A 25,043-nucleotide genomic window follows, 5' to 3' on the forward strand; every position below is an offset into this window, starting at 1 on the left:
GCAGTAATGAGTGCCCTGCCTCGAGTCTACCCGGGCATTGTGGCTTATTTTCTACCCTATACTGAAAAACTTGCCTGTTGGTAAGATCTTTTAATCTATCGGGAGTTAGCAATGATCAGCTTTTCACCTTCTCGTACATTTAAGTGTTTGATGACATGCGCAATGATCGGACTGGCCGGCTTAGCGCACGCGGAACAGGTCTTTAGAGTCACAGCCATACCGGACGAGTCCCCCACTGAACTGGCCCGCAAAGCGGCTCCCCTGATGAAATACCTTTCCGACAAACTCGGCATGAAAGTCGAGTACACCCCCGTGACGGATTATGCAGCCTCTGTTGAAGCGCTGGCAAACAAACAAGTGGACATGGCCTGGTTTGGCGGGTTCACTTTTGTACAGGCCAATGTTCGCTCCAATGGCCAAGTAATTCCTTTGATTCAGCGTGCTGAAGATGAAAAATTCAAATCAGTTTTCATTACCAGTAACCCCAATATTAAGTCGTTGGATGATTTAAAAGGAAAAAGCGTTTCCTTTGGTTCAGCATCCAGCACTTCCGGACACCTGATGCCGCGCAGTTTTCTGAGCACTGTGGCCAAAATCGATCCTGACAAGGATTTCAAGCGGGTCTCTTTCTCTGGCGCACATGATGCAACGATTGCAGCTGTGTCGGCAGGAAAAGTTGATGCTGGTGCCTTGAACATTTCTGTGTGGGAAAAATTTGTCGCTGACAAAAAAGTAGACACGGACAAAGTACGCGTGATTTACACCACCCCTGCTTATTACGACTACAACTGGACAGTGCACAGTGGTGTGCCTGCTGAAACACGCAAGAAAATTGTTGATGCGTTTTTAGCCCTCGATCCCTCGACCCCACAGGGCAAAGAAATTCTGGAATTGCAACGCGCCAGCAAGTTTATTCCCACCAAAACTGAAAATTACGCAGGCATTGAAAGTGCTGCGCGTGCGGCGGGCTTGCTGAAGTGATCATTGAGTTACAACAAGTTGCTGGCCGCCACCCGGCGGCTGGCCGCGACACGCCGCCCGCACTGAAGAACGTCAGTTTTTCGGTGCGGGCAGGCGAACAAGTCGCAATCATCGGCCCTTCTGGGGCTGGCAAAACAACTCTGTTGCACTTGCTGGCCTGCGCGCTTGAACCCGCGGGTGGCAAGGTGTTGCTCGATAACACCAACCCCTGGAGCCTCAGCAAGAAGGGTCTTCGCAATGTGCGCCGCAATTTGTTTTTGGCGCCACAGGTGCCGCCGCTGCCGCCGCGGCAACGTGTCGTTACCGCCGTGTTGGCGGGAAAGCTGCCCCACATGGGATTGTGGACCAGCCTTCGAAGTTTGTTTTACCCCATCGACACGGGCGCGGCGCATGCAGCGCTGGCACGTTTTGATTTGTCAGAAAAACTGTTTGAACGCGTCGACCGGCTATCTGGCGGAGAGCGTCAGCGAGTCGGGCTGGCCCGAGGCCTGGTTTCGGGAGCAAACATGTTTTTGGTGGACGAACCCTTGTCTGCGCTGGATCCTGCGCGCGCCGAACAAGCCATGAAAACGCTGGCGGATGCAGCACGGGAACAAAACGCTACCTTGGTGTCCACTCTTCACCAAGTGGACATGGCCTTGAAGCACTTTCCTCGAATAATCGGTTTACGCGATGGCGAGCTTGCATTTGACCTCCCCTCCTCGGAGGTCAGTGAACAAAGGCTTTTAGACTTATATGCCCAGCACTTGGATGAGTTGACTGGCCCGGCTCCGGAGCGTGTGCCGATGCAGAGGCAACCAGTACCCGTGGCCATGAATTGCAGGTAATTCCATGAGCAGCCCTTCCATCAATAACAACCCAGCATTGCGCGACCCGGCATGGGCTATGCGCGTGTTCTGGTGGCTGGCCGCACTAATTATCGTGTGGCCTTTGTTTGAATTGACCGAGTTCAGGCCCTGGATTTTGCTAGAAGAGGAAAACTACAGGCCAACCCTGAATTTTCTCGGCGACATGTTGCCGCCCAAGGTGACGCCGGAATTTCTGACCCTGGTTGCCAAGGAGGCGTGGCGAACTGTGGCTATTGCAACAACAGGGTTGGCGTTGGCCTGGTTGTTGGCTGTACCATTGCGCTGTTGTCCGTCCGCGTGATTTCAATTTCAGCCATTTCTGGCCAGATGGCACCTTTGCCTGCCATATGCCGGCAGTTGGTTCGGTGGGTGGCAATCGTCCTGCGCAGTGTGCCCGAATTAATATGGGCGCTTGTCTTTGTTCGTGTAGTGGGTTTGGGTCCCACCTCGGGTGTCTTGGCCATTGCGCTGACCTATGGCGGTATGTTGGGTAAAGTGTATGCGGACATTCTCGAGTCGGGAGATCTGCACGTATCCCAAAACCTTCTGAGAAACGGCAGCGGGCGTTTGCAGGCTTTTTTCTATGGCGCCCTGCCACAGAACGCGGCGGAACTGGCGAGCTACACGGTGTATCGCTGGGAATGTGCAATTCGATCGTCGGCGGTATTGGGTTTTGTCGGTGCAGGTGGCTTGGGTCAACAGCTTGATTCATCCATGAAGATGTTTGCTGGCGGTGAGGTGGGCACCATGTTGCTGGTATTTGTTTTTCTGGTCTGGCTCGCCGACCGGATAAGCAGCTGGTTGCGGAGCGTATTGGCATGAGCACACGGTCGGATAATTTGCCTCCAAAGTTACCCAAATCCATGTTTGATGCAAGATGTAAATCCTGTTGGATGGTGTTCGGATTGGTGGTGCTGATTGCTCTGAGCTTCTGGAGCCTTGATCTTCAATGGGCACGTTTCGCGTCCGTTGAAGCCATGGCTCGCATGGGCAAATTCATCGGAGAGTTACTCCGCCCAAATTTTGAATCAGCCTTTTTGGCCAAGGTCGCTTGGGCCACCATTGAAACTCTGGCCATGTCGGCATTAGGCACTCTACTGGCTGCTGTATTTGGTTTGTTGTGGGCGCTCCCGGCCAGTAAAACCTATGCTGACGACCCGGCGCGCTGGCGTACATTCAGTCGGGGTGTTTTGAATGTCTTGCGCAGCATTCCTGAATTGGTGTGGGCTGCGTTGTTGTTGATTGCAGTTGGATTGGGCCCTTTTGCTGGCACATTTGCCTTGGCGTTGCACACAACAGGGGTGCTGGGGCGTTTGTTTGCTGAAAGCATCGAAAATTCCACCGACGAACCTGCATTCGCATTGCGCACGCGTGGCGTGGGTTCGGTGGCGGTGTTTTGGTACGCCACATTTCCTCAGGTATTACCGCAATTAATCAGCTACACCCTGTATCGTTGGGAAAACAATATTCGTGCTGCCGCAGTGCTTGGGGTTGTCGGCGCGGGGGGCTTGGGTCAAATGTTGTCGTACCACATGGGCCTGTTTCAAATGTCGGAGACCAGCACGGTGTTGCTGGCTATGATCATATTGGTGGCTTTGGTCGATGTGTTGAGTTACATCAGCCGAACCCGGCTGATGAACTAACAAGGGTCAACTTCCCTGTTTTTTTGCGGCCTGAACTTCAGCCGCCTGTTCTTCCCCTGTTTTGTAGTGTGGCACGCGAATCACCAAGCGCTTTGCACGTTGAATGAAGCTGTTGTTGCCCTTCACTTCTTTTTCCCAGTAGCTGTCGGCCAGGGCGATGTTTTTCTCCATTTCGAGTTCAAAGGCTGCCTGTGACACGGTGCCGCCAAAAATATACAGCTTGCCGTTTACGACCCGAAAGTCAGTGGCATTGCCGCCCCATGGAATGCCGAACATGATGCCGTTGGCGCAGTAGCCGCCGTATTGTGGAAGGTATTTGGTAGGTTCAGCATCAAACAGTGCCTTGTGTTCTGCGCTTGCAAAGTGAAAATCCACTTCCTGGTAGGTGCTGCTGAATTCGGGCTTGCCCTGCACATAGGCGTTTTGTGTGAAATAGGCCACCACATCTGCGCCAAACAGCATGAGGCGGTTGGCCCCCTGCATTTCTGCAGCATTCACCGGCGTTAATTCGCTGGCGGGGTTTTGGGCAGTCATGGCGCTGCATCCACTTAAGCCAAGCACCAGGCTGGCCGCGATCAATAGCTTGTGGGTGCGTGAAATCATCAAAATACTTCTCCTGTGCGTGGTTGAATCAAGTCGATGAACTGACCTGTTTCGCTGAAAACAGTTCCAGCCGGGTCTTCAAGGTAGGGCGCTGGCCAGCCAAGCAGCGCACTGGCTTGTTCGCAGCGCTGGCGAAGATCGCGGGGGGTTTCGCCACCCAAATGGACAATGCCATAGCGGTAACTTCGCAGCCATTTGAAATCCCGGTGCAATTCTTTGGCGTCTTTTGGGTATTCAAACAGCAAAGCATCGGGGAAAGCCTTCCGGAAAGCGGCCTTTTGCGCAAAACTTGGAAAGGGCACCGTGGCTTTCGGGTCGAATGATCGGTAAACAAAGCTGGCGGTAGCGCCTGCCGTGGGCACCTTGCGTGCCAGCGTAGCCGGGTCTATGCCATGGGCCAGTGCAAAGGCAATTTCATGCAGGTCAATGCCATCCACGCGCAGGTACAAGTCGGAAAACTGCGAGGCCATACGCGGGTTGAATTCGATCACGGTGATTTTATCAGTGGCTTCGTCATGGAAAAATTCCATGTTGAACAGGCCGTGATCAAAACCAACCGCATTCAGAAAACGCCTGGCAACATCGGCTGCGTGGGCTTGCACATCCGCATGCAGCTTGCTGGGGTACTCAAACCGCATGAATGCATCGGTGTTGGGGTACATCACCTCGTCAACCACGCCCAGCGGGCGAACCTCGCCCTGCCACACGTAGCCGTCGAGGTTGTATTGCCGCCCGCGCATGGGGGCTTCCAGCATCATGCTGTGTGCAGTGCCGGCTTCAGGAAGTCGTTTTTTTGAAATTCGCTCGAAAGGTTCAACCAGGTGCTTGATCACCCACAGTTCCCAGGGACCAAAACGTGTGTGGTCGTGCAGTTCCTGGGCATTTTTAACTTGTCGTGACAGCACCGAGAATGCGGCCTTCACGGGTTTCACAAACTGCGGGTATTCGATGCCTTGCGGTACTGGGCCGCCATAGGCCGCATTTAACCGCGCAAAAGGCAGGTTCGCTTCGGGCGCAACTTGCTCCAGCACTTCACGGGCATACAATTTGTGCTGGCAAGCCAGAATGGCTTGCACTGGTGTGCCAGGCCACCCCATTTTCTCTGCGAGCAAGGCTGCACACAGTGCGCCAAATTGTTCGTGGTTGGATGCAACTGCCTTGGCGCCGTGCAGTTTGGCCAAAACAGCTGCCTTGGCCACAAAGCGTTCCGTGTCAAACCAGGCGAGGCGCGCATTGCTCGGAAACGTGAACAAGTCGAAACCCGAAACCACGCTGGGCCATTGCTTGCGAAGCCGGTCGGCCCCCAAGGCATCCCAGTCGTAGTTGAACAGCAGCAGCGTTTTAGGATGAGGCATGAAAAGGCGAATCAGGATTAGCGTGGAATGTCGTTGAGTGACCAGTCGTACTCTGAATACGCAATCGGCAGTGATTTGGATGCGATTTTATCGACTATTTCTGGTGTGGGCCCCATGTCTTTGGCCCATTTTGCAAATACATCCTTCACTTCTTTGAAACCCTGGTGACCCTTTTCAAAGTCTTCAGCAAACCATTTGAAAATTGGGCTGACCTGCAATTCGCCGTTCTTGACGCGGTTGCGGCTCGGGTCACTTAAAAACCTGCGCATGCCGTCGTCCAGCTGGGCATTCAGTTTTGTGGCGGTGAAGGCTTCGTTGCGCACGGCCGGGCAGCCAATGCTGGCACAGTTCACTGCGGCATGAACCCGTGGCTCTTTGTACTTGGGGCGAAGTTGTTCGTGTTCAATCCAGTCCAGGTGGTGTTTCTCGCCCAACAGGGTAAAAAATTCCTGTTTCCAAGGGCTGCTGAACACCCCACCAATTTCCTTGATGGATTTGATTTTTGGATACTTGGTCAAAATCAATTCAATGGTAAAGCCATTGTAGGCATTGATTAAAAATGCCATTTGCTGGTTTTTCGAGAAGCCATTGAATTCAGCCTGACTAACCGAAGACCAATCATTCAACACTGTTTTCAATGCCTGCCGGTCTTTTTGAAAACCCGCGTAATCCACGGCTGTTTGCTTGTTGTCGGGTAACCACTTCACATGCTTGGCCAGCAAGCTGTTCCATGTCGTGTAGTTGTGGTCAAACTCGGAAGCGAAGCTGGTGCCGCTGACCAACAAGGCCAAAGTCAGCATCAGTGTTTTGACAAATTTAAGCATGACGGATGAAGCAATAGGTAATTTGGAGTTGCATGTATTGAGCGTATTCGCTCGGTAAGGCAATTTGGTTACACTACCGCAGATTAATCGCCTCAGTTTTGCCAAATCATCTGGAGTTGCCATGCCTGCTGTTCCGGTCACCATAGCCATGCTGTTGATCAGCAATATTTTCATGACCTTTGCATGGTACGCCCATTTGAAAGACATGAGCCAGAAGCCCTGGATTATTGCGGCTTTGGTCAGTTGGGGCATTGCCCTGTTTGAATACCTGTTTCAGGTGCCTGCAAATCGGATCGGATACACCGTATTGTCGGTGGGGCAGTTGAAGGTGATGCAGGAAATCATCACGCTGACCGTGTTTGTGCCGTTTGCCGTTTTCTATATGAAAGAGCCGTTGAAACTGGATTATTTGTGGGCTGGATTGTGCCTGGTGGGTGCGGCTTACTTTATTTTCAGGGACAAGCTTTAGCAGTGACCTCGCTTTGCCTAAACGACTTTTTGATCAAGTTGCGCCATGAAGTGTTCAATGGCCTGTGTAAACCGTTGACCCTGACCACCTTTCTCAGCAGCCAGGATTCGACCTGCGGCCAGAAGCTCGAGTTGCCGTGGTAATTCCTCTTCCGTGGACTGAACGATGACAGGAGTGTGTTCACAATACTCGAGTAAAAAGCGGGCTGTGTTTTCTGCTTTGGAATCAATCACGTTCAGATCTGAAATAAGAAGCTGGCAGCCGCCGTTCGAGGCTTTCAGTTGGGCCAGGCTTCTGAAGTATCTCACCTCGACCCGATCCGCCAGCAGGCGAGTCAAATGCGTTTCGAGAACAAAACGATGCATTTCAAAGTCTTCGAGGCAGAAAATTACGGGTTTCATGCGTTTATAGAATTCAGGCGGTAACATTTGCATCGTACGAGAAATGCATGTGGGGTGAGAAATCGAGCGAATTCTTATCCCTCACAATGGGGTTGTTGCACAGGGGAAGTTCAATGCTCATCGACGTGTTGTTGTTTGTAGCCGGCCTGGTTTTGCTGATTTTGGGGGCCAATGTACTGGTGCGTGGTGCATCCAATCTCGCTTTTTCGTTTGGTATTTCCCCACTGGTGGTGGGTTTGACAGTGGTGGCGTTTGGCACCAGTGCGCCCGAGGTCGCAGTGTCGGTTGGCGCTGCACTGGCAGGTACCACCGATATTGCGATTGGCAACGTGGTTGGTAGCAACATTTTCAATGTGTTGTTCATTCTGGGTTTGAGCGCAATGATCACGCCCCTGGTCGTTAATCTTCAACTGATTCGCCAGGAAGTGCCAATCATGATTGGTGCTTCAGTGTTGCTGCTCCTGTTAAGTCTGGATGGGCAGCTGTCGTGGAGCGATGGCGGCATTCTTGCAGTGCTCATGGTGGCTTACACCGCGTTTTTGATTGTTCAATCCCGCACCCAAGTCAAAGCCGCTCAAACCGAATTCGACGAAGAATTACACCCCGCTGCGCAGGGCAGTTGGGACTCCAAACTACCCGTGCAGTTGGCCTTGATTGCCTTGGGATTGGGTTTGCTGGTCTTGGGTTCGGAATGGTTGGTCGGCTCGGCCGTGGTGTTCGCCAAGGCCATGGGTGTGAGCGATGTGGTTATTGCCCTGACGATTGTCTCGGCTGGCACGTCCATGCCCGAGGTGGCCACTTCAATTGCCGCCGCGCTCAAGGGTGAGCGCGATATTGCAGTGGGCAATGTGGTGGGCAGTTCGACATTCAATATTTTTGCTTGCCTGGGTATTTCAAGTTTGGTGGCAGCCCCGGCAGGTTTGCAGGTAGCGCCTTCTTTGCTCGCATTTGACATGTGGGTGATGCTGGCAGTGGCCTTTGCCTGTTTGCCAATTTTCCTGACTGGACGCGAAATTGCACGTTGGGAGGGCGGTGTGTTTTTGGCCTATTACACCGCGTATGTGGTGTATCTGATTCTGGATGCACAGGGCCACGATGCACTTGATTTGTATTCGAATACCATGCTGAGTTTTGTGGTGCCGATCACGGTGATCACCTTGGTGGTCAGCTTGTTGCACAGAAGAAGTGGGGAAGAAAATTCAAACGCTTGAACTCGATGTGTTTAGCAGCATTGATCACTAGATTCAGGGACTTACGCCCCATTGTTTAAAGGCGTACATTGATATCGTGTGTTGACCTGCAGTACAGCTTGATCAGGAGAAGGCTTTGAAAATAGCCCCCACCGTTGTTGCAGTTTTTTTGTGCGTGTTTACTTTGGGCGGTGTTGCTCAAGCTGCAAACACTGAGAGTGATTTGCCCGTTTGGCTTCAAGAGCGTTTTGAGCCTGTGCATTACGATTTAACCCGAATGGTCGACAACACTGCTCGAAATATTGATCAGTTTTTTGGCACCGAAGACAGCCTGTCTGTTGAAAATCAATCTTTTCTTCGGGTTGCACTGGACACCCGGCTTCAACCTGGTGATTCCAAGCTTGATCCCAGTGTTCGCTTTCGAGTCGACATGCCCACTACTAAAAAGCGGTTGCGCCTCATTATTGAAAGCGACATTGAAGAACCCTTGGGTCGTCTTTCCGAGCAAGGTATTCGCGAGGTGCGTGGGGGCGAACGTTTTGATACCAACAATTCTGCAGTTGGCCTGGAGCGGCGCTCATCCAAGGACCCCAAGCAGGCTTGGGTACAGGGCTTGGGGCTGGGGGTGAAGTTTGGTGCACCACTTGATCCTTACCTGCGTTACTCTGCTCTGAGACAATGGAATTTCAGCGAAAGCAAATGGCAAATCAATTCATCCAGTCGCGTGACCCAGTTCAATCAGCGTGGTTTGCAGGTGCGCACCAATTTCGATTTGAATAAACCACTGGATGAGGCAAAAACACTGCGTTTTCAAACCTATGCCGAATATGAGGAAATGAGGGATTCCACGGTGTTTTCTCAAACCGCTGAAATTAATCGCGTGCTGAACTCGCGCACAGCGTTGCGATACGCGCTGATTATCGTGGGCGAGGACCGCGGAGAAAACACCATTAAGGACTATATTTTGCAAGCCTACTATCGGCGTGACATTCACAAGAATATTCTATTCATGGACATCATTCCCGAAATCCATTTTCCGACCGAAGGCAATCGTGATCCCTACGTGGCCTTGACCTTTCGTCTGGAAGCATTTTTCAGAGGTAACTTTAGCCGTTCCAAATGACGTATAAAACGATTTACTTGCAACACGACAATTTAAGGCTTAGTGCCATGGTGCAAGGCCCGGAAAATGGGGCAGTCGCCATGCTTGTGCATGGTTTCCCCGACACGCCACACAGCTGGAACGGCGTGGCCGATGGGCTGGCACAGGCGGGCTACCATGTGGTGCGGCCGTGGCTTCGGGGGTACACCACTGGTTCGGTCAGTCCGAACGCAAATTATGATCCCTTCAATGCCGGGCTTGATTTGTTGGCCTGGCGAAATTTATTTCAAGGGCGAGAGGTTCATTTGGTGGGGCATGATTGGGGGGCTGTGGCCGGTATGGCCGCTGCGGCCACCGACCCGCAGGCATGGACAACCCTCAGTTTGCTGGCTATTCCGCCATTTCAAAAAGTGGAAAGGGCTTGGCGATTATTGCCCAAGCAGCTGGTGCTTTCTGCTTACATGCTCGAAATGCAATTAGACTCCGCGCCAGCCAGGTTGGTGGCCAACCAGTTTGGTCGGATTCGTTCCTTCTGGAACAGTTGGTCCCCAGGGTGGAAGTATTCGGAGTCCGAAATTCATCCGGTACTCGATGCGTTCTCAAATCCGGGTGTCGCCTGGGCTGCTACACGTTATTACCGCTCGCTGTTTACCTTGCACCGTGCGCCAACCCGTTCCATTTATGCCTTGTCCAGAAAAGCATTGAAGGTTCCTACGCTGGTAATGGCAGGTGAAAATGATGGTTGTATGCAGGCGGCCCTGCTTGAGCCCATGGTCGATGCCCGATATTTTCCGAAAGGGGTACGAAGTTGCACCTTGAGGGGTTGCGGTCATTTTCTTCAAGCTGAGCAACCAGGTGCCGTGTTGCAAGAACTTCTTGCGCATCTGCGTGGTCAAGATAGAATTCATTGAATTGTTTTTAAAGCTGTACGCCCATGCCCTCCGTTTTTGCACTGTTTGCTTTTGTATTGCTGGTTGTCGGGGGTTACGGTTACATCAACCAACCTGCTCAGGAGCCGCCCTGGAATCAGGTCGTTCCAGGTTTCGCCTTTTCTCCGTATCAAGCTGGGCAAAGCCCCATCGACAACATCGAACCCAAGCTTGAAGACATCAACCGGGACTTGTCATTGCTGGCGGGTAAAACGCTGGCCATTCGCACCTACACCGTGGCGGGTATTTTCGGAGAAATTCCCGCGCTGGCCAAAGCACACAACATCAATGTGGCCTTGGGTGCGTGGTTAAGCCCCGACCCGCAAGCCAACGAAAAAGAACTTGAGCGTTTGCTGAGTGTGGCCCACAGCCCACCCTACAACGTAGTCCGTCTGATTGTAGGTAACGAAGCCCTGCTGCGAGAAGACCTGAACCTGAAGCAAATGACTGCTTACCTGGACCAGGTGCGCGCTGAAACGGATATTCCTGTGAGCACTGCAGAGCCTTGGCATGTGTGGCTGAAAAACCCGGAGCTGGCCGAGCATGTGGATTACCTTGCTGTGCATTTGCTGCCTTTCTGGGAAGGCATTGCGCTGGACGACGCAGTTAATTTTTCAATTAATACCTACAAGCGATTACAACAGGCATTTCCCGACAAACCGATTGTAGTTACCGAAGTGGGTTGGCCCAGCAATGGACGCTCGATCAAGCAGGCCGAAGCATCCCAGGCCAACCAGGCCAAGTTTTTGCGTCGCTTCATTCCGCGTGCTGAGCAAGAAGACATCGTGTTCTACGTGATGGAGGCTTTTGATCAACCCTGGAAGTCAGATATTGAAGGCAGTGTGGGCGGACACTGGGGCGTGTTCGATTCGTTCCGCGAACCTAAGTTTGAGCCCGATCGACCGATTATTGCCATACCGCAATGGAAGTTGCTTGCAGCCGCTTCCATCGTGGTGGCTTTGATGATGACTTTCCTGTTGCTGATCGACAGCAAAACCCTGCGCGACAGCGGACGCACTTTTTTGATTTTCAATGCGTTTGTCATTTCATCCCTGATTATTTATGTGATTTACGACTTCACCTTGCATTACCACACCTGGGCCAGTGTGGCCATTTCGGTGTTTTTGTTGCTGGGCGTGGTGGGGGTATTTGTGATCGTGATGTCGGAAGCCCATGAATGGGCCGAAGCCATGTGGTACAGCAGCCGGCGCAGGCTGTTGACCTTGCCCAAGCGTGGTGAGGCTGAGACGGCGCTTGCAAAAGGCCATCAGCCGTTTGTGTCTATTCATGTGCCGGCCTATGAGGAGCCGCCTGAAATGCTGATCGACACCTTGAATGCACTGGCCCGGCTTGATTACCCCAATTTCGAAGTGATTGTGGTGGACAACAACACGAAAGATGAAACCACCTGGCGCCCGGTGCAGGCGCATTGCCAGCAGTTGGATCAACAGTCTGGTAAGCGTTTCCGCTTTTTTCATGTAAGCCCCTTGAGTGGATACAAAGCAGGTGCCTTGAACTACGCGCTGGAGCGAACCTGCCCGCAAGCCGAAGTGGTGGCTGTGATTGATGCAGATTACAAAGTGTTGCCGCATTGGCTGAAAGACCTTGCCCCCGAGTTTGAAAAACCCGAGATTGCGATTGTGCAAGCCCCGCAAGACTATCGCGATGGTGTGGACAGTGCATTCAAATCCGTGTGCTACGCCGAGTACAAGGGCTTTTTTCATTTGGGCATGGTGACCCGAAATGAGCGCAACGCAATTATTCAGCATGGCACCATGACCATGGTTCGCCGATCGGTGCTTAAACAGGTTGGGTGTTGGGGGGTCAGCACCATTACCGAGGACACCGAATTGGGGCTGCGAATTTTTGAGCAGGGCCATGAAGCGGTGTACATCGACCAAAGCTATGGGCACGGTTTAATTCCCGACACCTTCACCGATTACAAAAAACAGCGACACCGCTGGGCTTATGGTGCCATGCAAATTTTGCGCGAACACGCAGGCCAGTTGCTTGGTTTCAAACAAAGCAAGTTAACCGCAGGGCAACGCTACCACTTTGTGTCGGGCTGGTTGCCTTGGATCGCCGATGGCATCAATCTGGTTTTTACCTTGCTCGCTGTGCTGTGGTCGGGTTTGATGTTGTTCGATCCTTTGGCCTTCAATGCGCCGCCGCTATTGATTAGCGTGGTCCCCATCATGTTTTTTGCATTTAAAATCACCAAACTGTTTACGCTGTATCTGGTGCAGGTCAAGGCCAGTTTTCGCACCGCCATGGCAGCCACCTTGGCGGGCTTGTCGCTGAGTTATGCAATCGGGCGCGCCACCTTGTCGGGTTTGTTTGTGGGGCGAAAAATTCCGTTTATTCGCACCCCAAAAATGGCCAATCGAATGGCTGTATTTCATGCGGTGAATGCAGCGCGTGATGAATCTGTTTTGGCTTTTGTGTTGTTGTGTGCTGTGGGGTTGATTTATTTTCGGTTGGGCTTTGATTCCAGAGAAAACCTGGCGTGGTGCCTTGTTCTGGTTACCCAAAGCTTGCCCTTTGTCGCGGCGTTTGTCGTTTCTTTACTCAGTGCTGCGCCCGCCAGGGCTGTGGTCCACAATGAAATGGGTGTGAAGCAGTCATGAGTTCTACAGATACAGCACTGCGAGGCAGTCTTGGTGTGGGCTTCGGTGGTACCAACGAGGTGTCGAAGTGGCGCTTCAGCGGTCAATTGTTGTTGGCCTTGATCTTTTTAAATTCTACCCTTTGCTTCTCGGCCATTTGGCCCACGGTGTATGTGCTGCCCGACTTGGGCGTATCGCCCGAGTTTGTGTGTCTGATCATGCTGCTTTCCGCATGGGTTGCGGTGTTTGGCAAGCCGTCCGTGCGGGTGCTGGGCGTTGTTTCTGCGCTGTATTTGCTGATGGCATTTGGTCACTATGCCGATGTGGTGGTACCCAATTTATTGGGGCGTCCGGTCAACTTGTACTGGGATGTCCCACAGCTTCCGCGCTTTGTGTGGGTTACCGCGCAGGGCTTGCCGGTGTGGCTGACAGCCGTGGCTGTGCTGTTGACTTGTGCAGCGGTGTGGGCTTATTACCGGCTGCTGCTTGTTGCCATGCACACCGTGAGCAATGCAGTGCAACCTGTATCAAAAACGCTCTGGTTGTGGAGCGCCTTGCTGTTGGTTGGCATCGTGGTGCTTGTTAATTATTCCGAAGATCCGGACAAGCCCACTTTTGTGTCCAAGGCTGTAGTACCGGTTTACTGGAAAGAGGCGATGAAACTGCGCGACATACTGGTGCCCTCGCGTGCGGCGCAGTTGTTGCCAGCCACCACAGTGATCGACGAGGCTTTGGCCAACCCGCACACACCTGCCTTGGCGGCGCTGAACAAGCGCGATGTGTACATGATCTTTCTGGAAACATATGGCGCTGTACTTTATGACCAGAAAGACTCTTCAGATGCGGTCGCACAAACCCGTGCACAACTTGAAAAGTCCATTTTGGCCAGCGGCCGCAATGTGGTGTCTGCATTTTATGTGTCGCCGACCATTGGCGGTGCAAGCGACCTTGCGCACTTGTCGGTGTTGTCGGGCATTGATTTAAAAGACTCGCGCAAACACGATGTGCTGTTAACCACCCAGCGGCCCACTTTGCTGGATGTGTTTGAGCGAGAGGGTTACGAAACCTTTGGCCTTTATCATTCTGTGGGTTGGGAGTGGGTTGAGCGCGCCTTTTACAGCTTTGACCAATACATTGATGGTCCTGCCTTGAACTATGAAGGCCCGGCATTTGGTTTCTGGAAAATTCCAGACCAATATGCTGCGGCGCGCGTAGAGGAGTTGTACCCGCGCAATGAATCGGCCAAGCCCAGGTTTACTTTTTTTCCGACCATTTCCAGCCATTTCCCTTTTCATCAGGTGCCACCCTATCAGCCTGACTGGAAGAAGTTGCTGGGCCCTCAGCCGTTCGATGCTGCGGCGGCAGCCCGCGCACAAGCCGAGCCCGTGAATTGGGAATACATGAAGCCCGATTACCTGCGTACGATCAACTACACCAATACGTGGCTTGCAGGATATTTCAGCCAGCCCGAGCCACGAGAAACCGTGTATGTAATGATTGGTGACCATCAGCCTACAGGCAGTGTGTCGCGAGAACCGACGCCATGGGATGTGCCTGTGTTTATTGTTTCAAAAGACAAGTCACTGCTGGACCGTTTCAAAGCCATGGGCTTTACTGATGGATTGACGCCGAAGAAGCGAGTACCCTTAGGGACTTTGAATGAACTGACTGCCACGTTGCTGAAAGGCTTTGGCAACTAGTTCCGTGAAATTCCTCAACAAGGAGATATCAATGGGTTTGAGAATTAATGACGTGGTACCCAACCTTAGCCTGGAAACAGACCAAGGCAGTTTTATGTTGCACGATTTCATCGGCGACAGCTGGACCATTCTTTTCAGTCACCCCAAAGACTTCACCCCCGTGTGCACTACCGAGTTCGGTGCAGTGGCACAGCTGGCCGAAGAATGGAAAAAACGCAGTACGAAAGTCATTGGATTGTCTGTTGACGGTGTTGAAGAACACACCCAATGGAAAGGTGACATTGAGAAATTTTCCGGTGCGAAAGCAAACTTTCCAATCATCGCTGACAAGTCGCTTGAAGTGTCTAAGGCGCTGGACATGTTGCCCGCAAATGCCTACTTGCCTGATGGCCGCACGGCTGCCGATTCAGCCAGTGTGCGCGTGGTGTTCATTTTCAGTCCAGACAAAAAAATGCAGCTGTCGATGACTTATCCCATGTCAGTGGGAAGAAATTTTGCGGAAGTGTTGCGTGCGCTGGATGCGCTTCAGGCCACGTATGGCAAGCCGATTGCAACGCCGGCGAACTGGGTTCAGGGGCAGGATGTGATTGTTGCCTTGTCGCTGAACAATGAACAGGCCACCGAGAAATTTGGCAGCATTGACATCAAGTTGCCTTACCTGCGTACCACCAAGATGCCAGGTTAATCGTTGCATTAGCCTTGTAGCGGTTGAGCGAGTATCCAAAGGCCCACGCTGGTGAATACCACCATCAAAACCAGCATGGGCAGCTGGCTTAATGTGGCGCGCCTGTTGCTGCGTTCAAGTTGCAGCGCCTGCTGGTGGGCCAGCCACACAGCGGCAACATGCCCCGCCAGAATGAGCACAACCTGGCTGGTCCAGATGCTGGCCATGTCGGGCAGCCACGGCAGACGACCTGTAATGGCATTGCCGAAAATATTCCAGCCCCAGCCGAAGGGATCGGACGCCAAACCACGAATTTTCAAACCCTGGCTAAACAGCAAGGTGTAGTAGTGCGTCAAGTGGTAGACCACGGCGATGGGCACCAAGCTTGGCAAATAGCGGCGTAACAGCAGCCCAATACTTTGTTTGCCGCCAGTCAGCCTGCGCCCCAAGGCGAGAAACAACACGAACAGCAACAAGTAAAAAAACGGGGACATGATCAGCAAGACAATTTCCCAGGCAATAAACCAGGGGCGCACTTGCGGATAAATTTTCAGCGGGTGATCACCAAACGCGATGGTTAAAATACCAAAGGGGTCTTGCCAGAAAACATTGAAGTACACCGCCGTTTCCCGCAGCCCATCGTAAGCGGTGGACGACAACAAAAACAACACAAACAGACACTGTGCGGGGTGCCACAGGCGCAAGCGGCGAAGGTCAGAAAAGGGCAGGGCAATTCGCCACCGATATTTTCCATCGATGCTGCGTGTTCGGCGCAGCGGTGTGCAGGCTGCAAAAATTCGAAACAACACCGCGAACAATTCACCACGTTGCAGCCAGCGCTTTGTGCCCCACAGCCACATGCCAGCGAGGTTGAATACACCAAATGCAATCAACAGCAGGGCAAGCTTTCGCGGCGTGCTGTGAAAAAAAAGCTCAATTGCGATCAGGCAAACCAGTTGTGCAAACGCAGGCCAATGGCCCAGCCAGCGTGGGTATTTTCGAATTCCAGTCCAGCCACGAGGCAGCAAAAAACGCCAGGGATGTTGGTGCTTGTACCAGTCACCAATCAGCATGGACGCGTAAGCACCACCCAGTACAAACAGAATCCAGAAGAAGGTCATGTTGAAGTTGCGGTGGCTGTCATTGCTGCCCAATAGCCCAGTGATGATGCAGAACAACAAGGCACTTAACCAGAACAGTGAGCCTGCCGCGCGAGCCCGATGGACCCACCGCGCAGGCCATGCGGGCAAAGGTAAGGTGCTGTGCGCGTTCAATCGATTGGCGAATTGGCCGCCCGGTCGACCACTGAAAGCCAGCAATGCGAACGACAACACCAGCGCCACCACCGAACCTGCGATGTACAGCCCATAAGGCATGGGCAGTTGTACCGGTTCACCAAAAGCGTGTGCCCAAACGCTGGCCGGTGCTGCCAGCAGCACCGAGCCTAGTAAATACGCAATCATTTCGGATTGTTGCGGTAGTACACGTTTTCCCACATGCGTACATAAGCTTCAGCACTGTTGTACAGCGCATCAATTGCCTCGCCACCGCCCTCGAGGCGTACTTCTTCTACGAAGTCGGCCACCATGCCATAGTGCGCCATGCCCACCTCATCGATGTGCCAGAACTTGCCACTCTCCGGAATGGTCAACATGTTCACTTTCATGGCAGGCAAGGATTGATAACGCGGCCCCCAGCCTTCACCCCGGAACAGGGTGAAGGGGTATTGAACCGGCACGCTGTCGCCACCACGGGGGCCGGGGTGACCACCAAAGCCGTTGGCATCCGCACCGTAACCCAAGCCCAGCAGGGTGTTGTTCAGGCCAGCCTTGTTGCGCCAGAACTTCAGTTTTTCCAGAAATTCCACATGTTTGATGCCATTGCCTTTGTAGGGGTAAATCACACCACCGTGTTTCAACATGCGCACAGCCTGGTCGCTGGTCAGGCCACCGTGTGCGTCGTGCGAGGAGGCCATGGGGTAGGGCGGGTTCATGCTCTCGGCCAGGTCCAGCATAATGTCTTTGCTGTGGTAGGCCGCATGGTCAATGTCAATTACAAACCCACGGTTCATCAGTGCCGTGAGTGCATACCGGCCAAGGTCAGTCACTGTGCGCGCATTGCAACGCTTGCCATCGGGGTACAGCGGAGTAATGCCGCCTACAGCTTCCAGCAACATCTTGGTGAGCGCATTGCTGCTACTGCCGGGTACGGCGGTGGTCATGTTGGTGCCCGGTTCGCGTACCGAGGGTTCATTCTCGGGAAAGTCGCGGCATTCGGTGGTTTTCCAGAAAGCACCGGTGTCCAGAAAGTTCAGGAAGTTGATCACGTCGCCACTGAAAATACCGGCACCACCCAGTGAACTGTCGATGTCGTGGAAGGGGTACACGTGGCGCGCACCCAGAGCCCACAGCTTGTCGATCTCGGCATCAATCTGCGCTTGGTCGCATTTGCGGATTTCCCCACCACCGGGCAGCATGGTCACGCCACAATTGAACACTTGCGCTACTTCAACACCCAGTACTACGGCCAGCTTGCCTTCATTGGCCACCTTGCGGGCTTCCGCCGGGGTTTTCACAATTCTGTACCAACCTTTGCCAGGGCCGCCAAATTGCGCATCCACATAGTCTTGCACGTCATACAGGTATTCCACCTGTTTTGTAGCCACGCCCATGTCGTTGCAGTCAGCCTGCGGATTGCCCGAGTAAGTCTGTCCAACCCGGCACAGCGCAGCAATGTTGGTGCCGTGGTTGACCATCACTCGCAAACCAGCGCGCCATGCCCGTTCAACCCAGGCGTGGTACATCACCTGGTGAGTCAGGAAGTTGCGGCGTGGCCAGTCTACAAATGTGGGCCAACCTTGTGTGTCGTGCTGGGCGCCCGGCGTTGTTTCCAGAATGTTGTTGGCATCGCGTATGCCATTGGGGCCGTGAAATGCCTCGCAACTGCCCAGCGCATGCGGAATGCCGAAGCGATGAACCACTTCGCCATACAACACGCCACCAGCGGATGGGCCTACGCTGCCATCCAATGACATTTCGCTGGACATGCCCATGTGCGTGTGTGTGTCGGCAAAGCCGATGATGGGCTGGTTTTCACCTTTGCCTTTGTACGGCGTGCCTTCCATGGCAGTGGGCATTTCGGGGTAGGCCGCACAATCGCTGGCGGGGGCCAGTTTGAACTGTGTACGTTCGGTTTGTTCACTGGTGGTGGTCAGCCCGGCGGTTTCATCCAGCGCCAAAAAGCGGCCTGCTGCATCAGTGAAAGTAAATTGGCTTTTGTCTTTGTCAAAACTGGCTTGCCACACAGCTGCATCCGTGGGCTCGGCGCTGGCCACCAGCGTGTTGCCTTGGGCCGTGACCATTTGCCGGTCGCTGCCGTAAATGAGGTACTTGCCCAATTCCGTGGGCCGAAGGGTGAAGTTTTCTGCCTGTGTGGCGGGGCCGGCAGCATAACGGGCGGCAGCGGGCTGTACAAACTGCCTGCTGAATGCCGATTGCAAACCGAAGCAGCCGTTGGCCACCGAGAATTCGGACAGTTTCAAGGGTGTTTCACTGGGGGTGACTGGTTGGCCTGCGCCACTGGTGCTCGAACTGGAGGTGGTCTCGCCACTGGACAAGCAAGCGGAAAGGAGTGCTGCGGTTGCGCCAAGGGCGAGAAGTGCTTTCACATTCATCAGACAAACCCCATTGAAATTTTTGGTGGTGATTTGCTGTTACTGAAGGTGATCAAGATTTAGATGTGTTTGTGACACGAAGAATGCCAGTAATGTAAAAAGGCCGACACATCCAAAGCAGAGCGGAAATGAAAAAAGCCTGAGCTTTTAAACTCAGGCTTTTTGTATTTTTTGGTGGGTCGTGCGAGATTCGAACTCACGACCAAAGGATTAAAAGTCCTCTGCTCTACCAGCTGAGCTAACGACCCACATTTCGCTTTGGGCGTTGGCCCTCAACCGAAGACCGCGATTATGGCCAAGTTTTCAAAAGTGGTCAAGCCCTGCGCGGGCAAAAAGCCACTATTTTTTGGCTGAAATCACGTAAGGGTTTGAAATCTTGAAACGTTTTAGAATTTCAATTTCGCGGTTTTCCATCAGTTCGGCTTGATTGTCGCGTTCGTGCACATAGCCTTGGGCATGCAGGCAGCCATGAATAATCAGGTGGGCCAAGTGGTCAATCGGGTCTTTGCCCTGCTCGGCGGCTTCGCGCTCCACCACGGCGGGGCAAATCACAATGTCGGCCATGAACACAGGCAGGCCAGAATCGGCGCCCAGGTCGGGCATGTCCATGGGAAAAGTCAGCACATTGGTGGCGTAGTCTTTGCCGCGGAAGTCGCGGTTCAATTGCCGGCCTTCTTCCTCGCCCACCAGTCGAATGGTGATGTCGGCCCTGTCCATGAAACAGGCTTTGGCCCAGCGGCGAATGCGGCTGTTGTCCACTTCCGAGAAGGGAGGGTGGTCGGCATGCACGGCCCATTGAATGGCGACGCTGACCGGCGCTGTGGTTTTACTCATGATTGGTTTCACCAGCAGTGCCGGTTCGTTCAGGGTTGTGGAAACGCTCGTAGGCTTCAACAATGCGGGCCACCAGTGGGTGGCGCACTACATCGGCGCTGGTGAAGTAGGTCATGGCAATGCCCTTGACGTTGCGCAGCACATGTTGGGTTTGTACCAGGCCGCTTTGCTGGCCACGTGGCAGGTCAATCTGCGTGACATCCCCGGTAATCACCGCCTTGCTGCCAAAGCCAATTCGGGTCAAAAACATTTTCATTTGCTCGGGCGTGGTGTTTTGCGCTTCATCCAGAATTACAAAGGCATGGCTCAAAGTACGGCCGCGCATGTAGGCCAGTGGCGCAATTTCAATCACGTTGCGCTCAAACCATTTTTGCACACGGTCGAAACCGGCCAAATCGTAAAGCGCATCGTACAGAGGGCGCAGGTAGGGGTCTACTTTCTGGTTCAGGTCACCTGGCAAAAAGCCAAGGCGTTCGCCAGCTTCCACGGCGGGGCGAGTCAAAATAATTCGCTTTACGCTGTCGCGTTCCAGTGCATCCACGGCGCAAGCCACGGCCAGGTAGGTTTTACCGGTACCCGCCGGGCCAATACCAAAGGTCAGGTCGTGCTCCAGCACTGCCTTCAGGTAATCTTTCTGGCGCTCGGTTCGCGGTTGCAGATCGCCTTTTTTGGTACGCAGCACCACAGGTTCATCCGCTCCGGCAATCACCGGAATTTCTTTTTTCGGGCTGGCCACTGTATTGGTGTTTTTCAGTTCAACCAAGGCCAGTTGAATTTCGTCGGCAGTAACCGGCTTATCGCTTTTCTCGAAAAAATGATTGATCAGGATAAAAGCCTGCTTGGCATTCTCCTTGTCGCCCACCACATTCAACGTGCCGTTGCGTCGCGCAATTTTTACATTCAACGCGGCTTCAATTTGCCGAAGGTTGGCATCCACTGGGCCACACAGGTTGGCCAGTTTGTGGTTGTCGTCTTCCGGGGCGTGCCATTCACTGCCTTTTGCTTTCATTGGGTGCTTCTAGAAAAGTTGACTTCGTATTTTAAGCATTCAATCTTCCATTTGCCGGTGGCGAGGCTGGAAACTGACACGCATCAAGGTGCCAGGTCTGTCGGGGTGGCTGGATTTCGGATTCTCATGAATACTCACGTTGGCATCGTGTTGGTGTGCAGTTTCCTGCACAATAGCCAGCCCTAGGCCCGAGCCGTCTTCGCTGGTGCCCAGAACGCGGTAAAAACGGTCGAACACCAGGTTGCGTTCGCCTTCCGGAATGCCAGGGCCGTCGTCCTCCACTTCCAGCACAATCGCTTCGCGTTGGGGGCTGTCGTCCACCCGCACGGTCACGCAGCCTTCCTCTGGGGTGTAGCGCAAAGCGTTTTCCACCAGGTTTTTTATCATCTCGGTCAGCATCAGGGTTTGACCGTTCACATACACCGGGTGATCGGGCACTTCAACACCCAGGTCAATGCGTTTGTTCATGGCTTCGGGCACGAAGTCGCGGGAGACTGTTCGCGCAATGTGGGTTAAATCCAGCTTTTCAAACTGAAGCACTGAGGGTGCTTCTGTGCGGGCCAGCGCCAGCAGCTGGTTGACCAGGCGGGTTGACCGTTCGGTGCCGACTTTCAGGCGGCGCAAGCTGCGCAGTTTGGCAGCCTCGTCGGTTTCATCGCTCAGCAATTCCACTTGCATGCGCAGGCCAGCCAAGGGTGTTTTAAGCTGGTGGGCCGCATCGGCCACAAAGCGTTTTTGGGTGTCGATGGTTTGTTCAAGCCTTTCCAGTTGCTCGTTCAAGGCGGTAATAACCGGCAGCAATTCTTCGGGTGTGTCTTTGGTTTGAAGGGCACTGAGGTCGTCGGGTTTGCGGTTGCGGATAATATCCAACAGGCTGTTCAAGGGGGCAATACCCCGTGACAGGCCAAACCACACCAGCAATACAGCCAGGGGTAGAATAACGAACTGCGGCAGAATTACGCCTTTGATGATTTCGTTGGCCAAGCCATCGCGCTTGCCGAGTGTTTCAGCGATTTGAATCAGCATGAACCGGTTTTCGCCCACTGTGGGTAATTCAATCCACAGGTGGCCTGCGCGAAAGTCTTCACCATTGACCACAATATCGCGAAAGTTCACCACGCCAATTTGCCGGGCCTCGCGTTGCGGAATGGGCAGGGTTCGTTCGTCGCCCAATAAAAATTCGCCACCTTTGCCCAACACTTGAACGCGCAGCTGGTCGGTGCCATCGGCCAGTAAAATTTCCAGCGCTTCCTTGGGGATTGAAAACTGGTTGCTGGGCGCCTGCGCCGCTACCTCTTGGGCCAGCGCAGTGATTTTGTCGTCAAGAATGTGGTCGAAGGGATCGTTGGCAATTGACTTGGCGACCAGGTAGGTCACACCAATACTCATGGGCCACAAAATAAGCAGGGGCGCCAACATCCAGTCCAGAATTTCGCCAAACAGCGAGCGGCGTTGTTGTTGCCCCGAGGCCAGTGGATTGCGTTTATACCAAGCCAATCAGGCACCCGCCTTATGTGTTGGCGTTGGCATCGGGTGTGGCTTCTTTCTCGACAAATTTTTCAAGGCAATAACCCAAGCCACGCACCGTGGCAATTCGAACACCGTTGACTTCAATTTTTTTGCGCAGACGGTGTATGTAAACCTCAATGGCGTTGTTGCTCACCTCTTCGCCCCATTCGCACAGGTGGTCTACAAATTGTTCTTTGCTGACCAAGCGACCTACGCGTTGAAGCAATACCTCCAGCAAACCCACTTCACGCGCTGAAAGGTCGAGCATGTCGTCGTTGATGTAGGCAATGCGCCCCACCTGGTCGAAGGTGAGTGGTCCATGTTTCCAGATGCTGGCGCCGCCACCTGTGCCACGTCGCGCCAATGCGCGCACCCGGGCCTCAAGTTCTTTCAGGTCGAAAGGCTTGGCCATGTAATCGTCAGCTCCGGCATCCAGGCCCTGCACGCGTTGCTCCACGCTGTCCGCAGCAGTCAGGATTAGAACCGGCATGTTGTTGCCGCGAGCGCGCAGGCGGCGCAACACCTCCAAACCACTCATTTTTGGCAGGCCCAAATCGAGTATCAAAATATCGTAGTTCATGGTGGTCAGCGCGGTGTCAGCGTCGCTGCCTTTGAACATGCAGTCCACGGCGTAGCCAGCCTGTCGCAACGACTGCGACAAACCTTCAGACAACAAGCTGTCGTCTTCGGCCAGAAGTATTTTCATCCCTGTCTCCTCAGTGCAGGCCGGCCGGTGGGGCTCTTTTTACCTGAACATGAATATGTGTATTGCTTTGATTCTAGCCCGAAAGTGCCGTGGCTTTCGCGGCTTGAATTGCGTCACGGGTGTTTCGCGCTTCAAGTGCGGCAGCGCTTGCAAAACTGGCTGTGCTGTTGGCGTACAAAATGGCGCGAGAGGAATTGATCAGCAAACCCCAGCCTTGGCTGCACAGGCCATTTTTTACCGTTTTCAGCAAGTCGCCGCCCTGTGCGCCAATGCCAGGCACCAGCAGGGGCGAATCGCCCACCAGTGCGCGCACGGTTTTAATTTCTTCCGGGTAGGTTGCACCCACCACCAGGCCCACTTGCTGGTGCGGGTTCCACGCTGTGGTGGCCAGTTTGGCGACTGTTTGGTACAGCGGTTCGCTTTTTTCGGTATTTAAAAATTGCAGGTCGTTGCCACCTGGGTTGGAGGTGCGGCACAGCAGAAAAAGCCCCCTGTCAGAATAGGCATGGTAGGGCTCAACGGAATCGCTGCCCATGTAAGGGCTCAAAGTGACACTGTCGGCCTTGTACCGCTCGAACGCTTCAATGGCGTATTGCTTGGCTGTGGCGCCAATGTCGCCGCGTTTGGCATCCAGAATGGTGGTGGCATGTGGGGCAATTTCATTGGCATACGCCAGAATGTTTTCCAGCGCGGCCTCGGCCCGGTTGGCAGCAAAGTAGGCAATTTGCGGTTTGAATGCGCAGGCAAACTCGGCAGTGGCTTTCACAATTTCGATGCAAAAGCGTTCAATTTCTGCGGGGCTTGTGCCATAGCCTTCGGGCATGCGGGAAATGTCGGGGTCCAGGCCCACGCACAACATGGAGTTGCTGTGTTGCCAACTGTGCGCAAGGCGTTTCGGGAATGATGAAAATTGCGAAAAACGATTGCTGGCCATTGCATGCGAGAACAGTTGGAAGGTGTCGCTATTGTACAGGATCAGGGCAAGCCCCTAGGGGCAAGCGTGGGCCAATGCACTACACTGGGGCACTTTACTGAATGATCGTTCACTTACGTGCCTGCTGCAAAATTATCCCTGCCTCAAATCCAGTTGCTTCTTGGTATTACAGCCATTTGGGGTTTGAACTGGCCTGTCATGAAGTATGCGGTAACCCAATACCCACCCTTACATTTCCGCACCCTGTGCATGGTGTTCGGCATGGCGGCCATGTGGCTTGTGGCTCGGCAAATGAAGGTGTCGCTCAAGGTGCCGCGTGAAATGTGGGGACGTGTGGCACTGCTGTGCCTGCCCAATATGATTGGCTGGCACTTGTTTTGTATTTTGGCCGTGAAGGAACTGAGCTCGGGCCGTGCAGCGATTTTGGGCTACACCATGCCAGTGTGGGTGGTATTGACTGGTTTGATGTTCGCCCACCCGGTAGGGCGCCGTGGCTGGATCGGATTAAGCTTGGCGATGGTGGCTGCGATGTTGCTGCTCTCTTCTGAATTTGCAGCCATTGCTGGCAGCCCTCTGGGAGTGGTGCTGATGCTTATTGCTGCTGCATGTTGGGGGCTTGGTACTACGCTGATTCGGCACTATCCCACGGGTTTGCATGCCCTCACCTTTACCCATGCCATGATGCCGCCTACCATTGTGGCCATGGGTTTGGCTGGTTTTTGGTTTGAGGGAACCGATGTGGGTGCGCCGCAAGGTTGGTCGCAGTGGTGGCCAATTTTCTACAACGCTTTTGGTGTGTTCGCATTTTGCCAGGTTGCATGGTTTAGCCTGGCCAAATCGCTGCCACCCATTGTGTCGAGCTTGTCCATCATGATTATTCCGGTGGTGGGTGTGATGGCAGGGAGTTTATTCCTTGGCGAGGTACCGCATTGGCCTGACTTTGCAGCATTGGTTTTGATTCTTGGCGCGATGGCTGTGATTCTCGTGCCAGGGAGAAAGAAAGCAGTGGTCGGCTGAAGCGTGGGTTGCTTGTGTCGCACTTGCTGGCGAATTAAGAGTTGAA

The 25,043-nt window shown here is 53.5% G+C and carries 22 protein-coding genes, 1 tRNA gene and 1 pseudogene; 12 read left to right on the forward strand and 12 right to left on the reverse strand.

What is annotated here, in order from left to right; genetic code table 11:
• Positions 1-111: 111 nt before the first annotated feature.
• From BSZ31_RS07770 to phnE, 4 genes and pseudogenes are all read left to right on the forward strand, one after another.
• Positions 112-981, forward strand: a complete 870-nt coding sequence (locus BSZ31_RS07770) for a putative selenate ABC transporter substrate-binding protein (protein ID WP_105028266.1) — start codon at positions 112-114, stop codon at positions 979-981.
• Positions 978-1,808, forward strand: a complete 831-nt coding sequence (locus BSZ31_RS07775; RefSeq protein ID WP_105028267.1) for a phosphonate ABC transporter ATP-binding protein — start codon at positions 978-980, stop codon at positions 1,806-1,808. Before BSZ31_RS07770 ends, BSZ31_RS07775 begins: the two co-directional genes overlap by 4 nt.
• Positions 1,809-1,812: 4 nt before the next feature.
• Positions 1,813-2,651, forward strand: a pseudogene (locus BSZ31_RS07780) (PhnE/PtxC family ABC transporter permease).
• Positions 2,648-3,472 (forward strand): phosphonate ABC transporter, permease protein PhnE, encoded by an 825-nt coding sequence (gene phnE / locus BSZ31_RS07785; RefSeq protein ID WP_105028268.1) that lies wholly within the window; start codon positions 2,648-2,650, stop codon positions 3,470-3,472. The pseudogene BSZ31_RS07780 and the gene phnE overlap by 4 nt, the downstream one beginning before the upstream one ends.
• Positions 3,473-3,478: 6 nt before the next feature.
• On the opposite strand, the gene BSZ31_RS07790 is transcribed toward phnE, so the two are convergent.
• Genes BSZ31_RS07790 through BSZ31_RS07800 form a run of 3 tightly spaced genes read right to left on the reverse strand, consistent with a single transcriptional unit; the run spans position 3,479 to position 6,254 of the window.
• Positions 3,479-4,075, reverse strand: a complete 597-nt coding sequence (locus BSZ31_RS07790) for a YHS domain-containing (seleno)protein (protein ID WP_240605671.1) — start codon at positions 4,073-4,075, stop codon at positions 3,479-3,481.
• Positions 4,075-5,430 carry an acetyl-CoA carboxylase biotin carboxylase subunit family protein gene (locus tag BSZ31_RS07795; RefSeq protein ID WP_105028270.1) on the reverse strand — a complete coding sequence of 452 codons (1,356 nt, stop codon included), beginning with the start codon at positions 5,428-5,430 and terminating at the stop codon, positions 4,075-4,077. The genes BSZ31_RS07790 and BSZ31_RS07795 overlap by 1 nt, the downstream gene beginning before the upstream one ends.
• Before the next feature lie 17 nt (positions 5,431-5,447).
• Positions 5,448-6,254, reverse strand: coding sequence for a DUF547 domain-containing protein (locus BSZ31_RS07800; protein WP_105028271.1), 807 nt, complete (start codon positions 6,252-6,254; stop codon positions 5,448-5,450).
• Positions 6,255-6,375: 121 nt separating this feature from the next.
• Between BSZ31_RS07800 and BSZ31_RS07805 the strand changes: the two genes are divergently transcribed.
• The gene (locus BSZ31_RS07805) at positions 6,376-6,723 is read left to right on the forward strand and encodes a DMT family protein (protein ID WP_008250158.1); all 348 of its coding nucleotides are present in this window, start codon (positions 6,376-6,378) and stop codon (positions 6,721-6,723) included.
• Positions 6,724-6,740: 17 nt separating this feature from the next.
• Here BSZ31_RS07805 and BSZ31_RS07810 read toward each other — a convergent pair whose 3' ends face one another.
• Positions 6,741-7,088 carry a hypothetical protein gene (locus BSZ31_RS07810; RefSeq protein WP_146106632.1) on the reverse strand — a complete coding sequence of 116 codons (348 nt, stop codon included), beginning with the start codon at positions 7,086-7,088 and terminating at the stop codon, positions 6,741-6,743.
• A 149-nt stretch (positions 7,089-7,237) separates the two neighbouring features.
• Between BSZ31_RS07810 and BSZ31_RS07815 the strand changes: the two genes are divergently transcribed.
• The 6 genes from BSZ31_RS07815 to BSZ31_RS07840 all read left to right on the forward strand — a co-directional run bounded on the left by BSZ31_RS07815 (position 7,238) and on the right by BSZ31_RS07840 (position 15,336).
• Positions 7,238-8,335 carry a calcium/sodium antiporter gene (locus BSZ31_RS07815; protein WP_105028273.1) on the forward strand — a complete coding sequence of 366 codons (1,098 nt, stop codon included), beginning with the start codon at positions 7,238-7,240 and terminating at the stop codon, positions 8,333-8,335.
• A gap of 115 nt (positions 8,336-8,450) precedes the next feature.
• Entirely contained in the window at positions 8,451-9,437 is a 987-nt protein-coding gene (locus BSZ31_RS07820) for a hypothetical protein (protein WP_105028274.1), read from the forward strand.
• Positions 9,434-10,327, forward strand: coding sequence for an alpha/beta fold hydrolase (locus BSZ31_RS07825; protein WP_105028275.1), 894 nt, complete (start codon positions 9,434-9,436; stop codon positions 10,325-10,327). Before BSZ31_RS07820 ends, BSZ31_RS07825 begins: the two co-directional genes overlap by 4 nt.
• Positions 10,328-10,350: 23 nt before the next feature.
• Complete coding sequence (locus tag BSZ31_RS07830; protein ID WP_105028276.1) at positions 10,351-12,972, forward strand: glycosyltransferase; 2,622 nt, start codon at positions 10,351-10,353, stop codon at positions 12,970-12,972.
• Positions 12,969-14,651: a sulfatase-like hydrolase/transferase gene (locus BSZ31_RS07835; RefSeq protein ID WP_105028277.1), complete on the forward strand. Its 1,683-nt coding sequence runs from the start codon at positions 12,969-12,971 to the stop codon at positions 14,649-14,651. The genes BSZ31_RS07830 and BSZ31_RS07835 overlap by 4 nt, the downstream gene beginning before the upstream one ends.
• Before the next feature lie 31 nt (positions 14,652-14,682).
• Positions 14,683-15,336: a peroxiredoxin gene (locus BSZ31_RS07840; RefSeq protein WP_105028278.1), complete on the forward strand. Its 654-nt coding sequence runs from the start codon at positions 14,683-14,685 to the stop codon at positions 15,334-15,336.
• An 8-nt stretch (positions 15,337-15,344) separates the two neighbouring features.
• Here the strand turns inward: BSZ31_RS07840 and BSZ31_RS07845 are convergent, their stop codons facing one another.
• From BSZ31_RS07845 to pyrF, 8 genes are all read right to left on the reverse strand, one after another.
• On the reverse strand, positions 15,345-16,778 hold the full coding sequence (locus BSZ31_RS07845; protein WP_105028279.1) for a hypothetical protein: 1,434 nt from the start codon (positions 16,776-16,778) through the stop codon (positions 15,345-15,347).
• Positions 16,775-18,988 (reverse strand): peptidase M19, encoded by a 2,214-nt coding sequence (locus BSZ31_RS07850; RefSeq protein ID WP_105028280.1) that lies wholly within the window; start codon positions 18,986-18,988, stop codon positions 16,775-16,777. The genes BSZ31_RS07845 and BSZ31_RS07850 overlap by 4 nt, the downstream gene beginning before the upstream one ends.
• Before the next feature lie 172 nt (positions 18,989-19,160).
• Positions 19,161-19,236: transfer RNA gene (locus BSZ31_RS07855), tRNA-Lys, on the reverse strand.
• Positions 19,237-19,327: 91 nt separating this feature from the next.
• Positions 19,328-19,822, reverse strand: coding sequence for an rRNA maturation RNase YbeY (gene ybeY / locus BSZ31_RS07860; protein ID WP_240605672.1), 495 nt, complete (start codon positions 19,820-19,822; stop codon positions 19,328-19,330).
• Positions 19,815-20,831 (reverse strand): PhoH family protein, encoded by a 1,017-nt coding sequence (locus tag BSZ31_RS07865; protein WP_105028281.1) that lies wholly within the window; start codon positions 20,829-20,831, stop codon positions 19,815-19,817. Before BSZ31_RS07865 ends, ybeY begins: the two co-directional genes overlap by 8 nt.
• A gap of 39 nt (positions 20,832-20,870) precedes the next feature.
• Entirely contained in the window at positions 20,871-22,328 is a 1,458-nt protein-coding gene (locus BSZ31_RS07870) for a sensor histidine kinase (RefSeq protein ID WP_105028282.1), read from the reverse strand.
• Positions 22,329-22,341: 13 nt separating this feature from the next.
• On the reverse strand, positions 22,342-23,046 hold the full coding sequence (locus BSZ31_RS07875; protein WP_105028283.1) for a response regulator transcription factor: 705 nt from the start codon (positions 23,044-23,046) through the stop codon (positions 22,342-22,344).
• 73 nt (positions 23,047-23,119) lie between these two features.
• Complete coding sequence (gene pyrF / locus BSZ31_RS07880) at positions 23,120-23,980, reverse strand: orotidine-5'-phosphate decarboxylase (protein ID WP_105028284.1); 861 nt, start codon at positions 23,978-23,980, stop codon at positions 23,120-23,122.
• A 117-nt stretch (positions 23,981-24,097) separates the two neighbouring features.
• On the opposite strand from pyrF, the gene BSZ31_RS07885 reads away from it, so the two are divergent.
• Positions 24,098-24,997 (forward strand): DMT family transporter, encoded by a 900-nt coding sequence (locus BSZ31_RS07885; RefSeq protein WP_240605673.1) that lies wholly within the window; start codon positions 24,098-24,100, stop codon positions 24,995-24,997.
• Positions 24,998-25,043 lie beyond the last annotated feature (46 nt).

The organism is Limnobacter sp. SAORIC-690 (assembly GCF_002954425.1).
GTDB lineage: Bacteria > Pseudomonadota > Gammaproteobacteria > Burkholderiales > Burkholderiaceae_B > Limnobacter > Limnobacter profundi.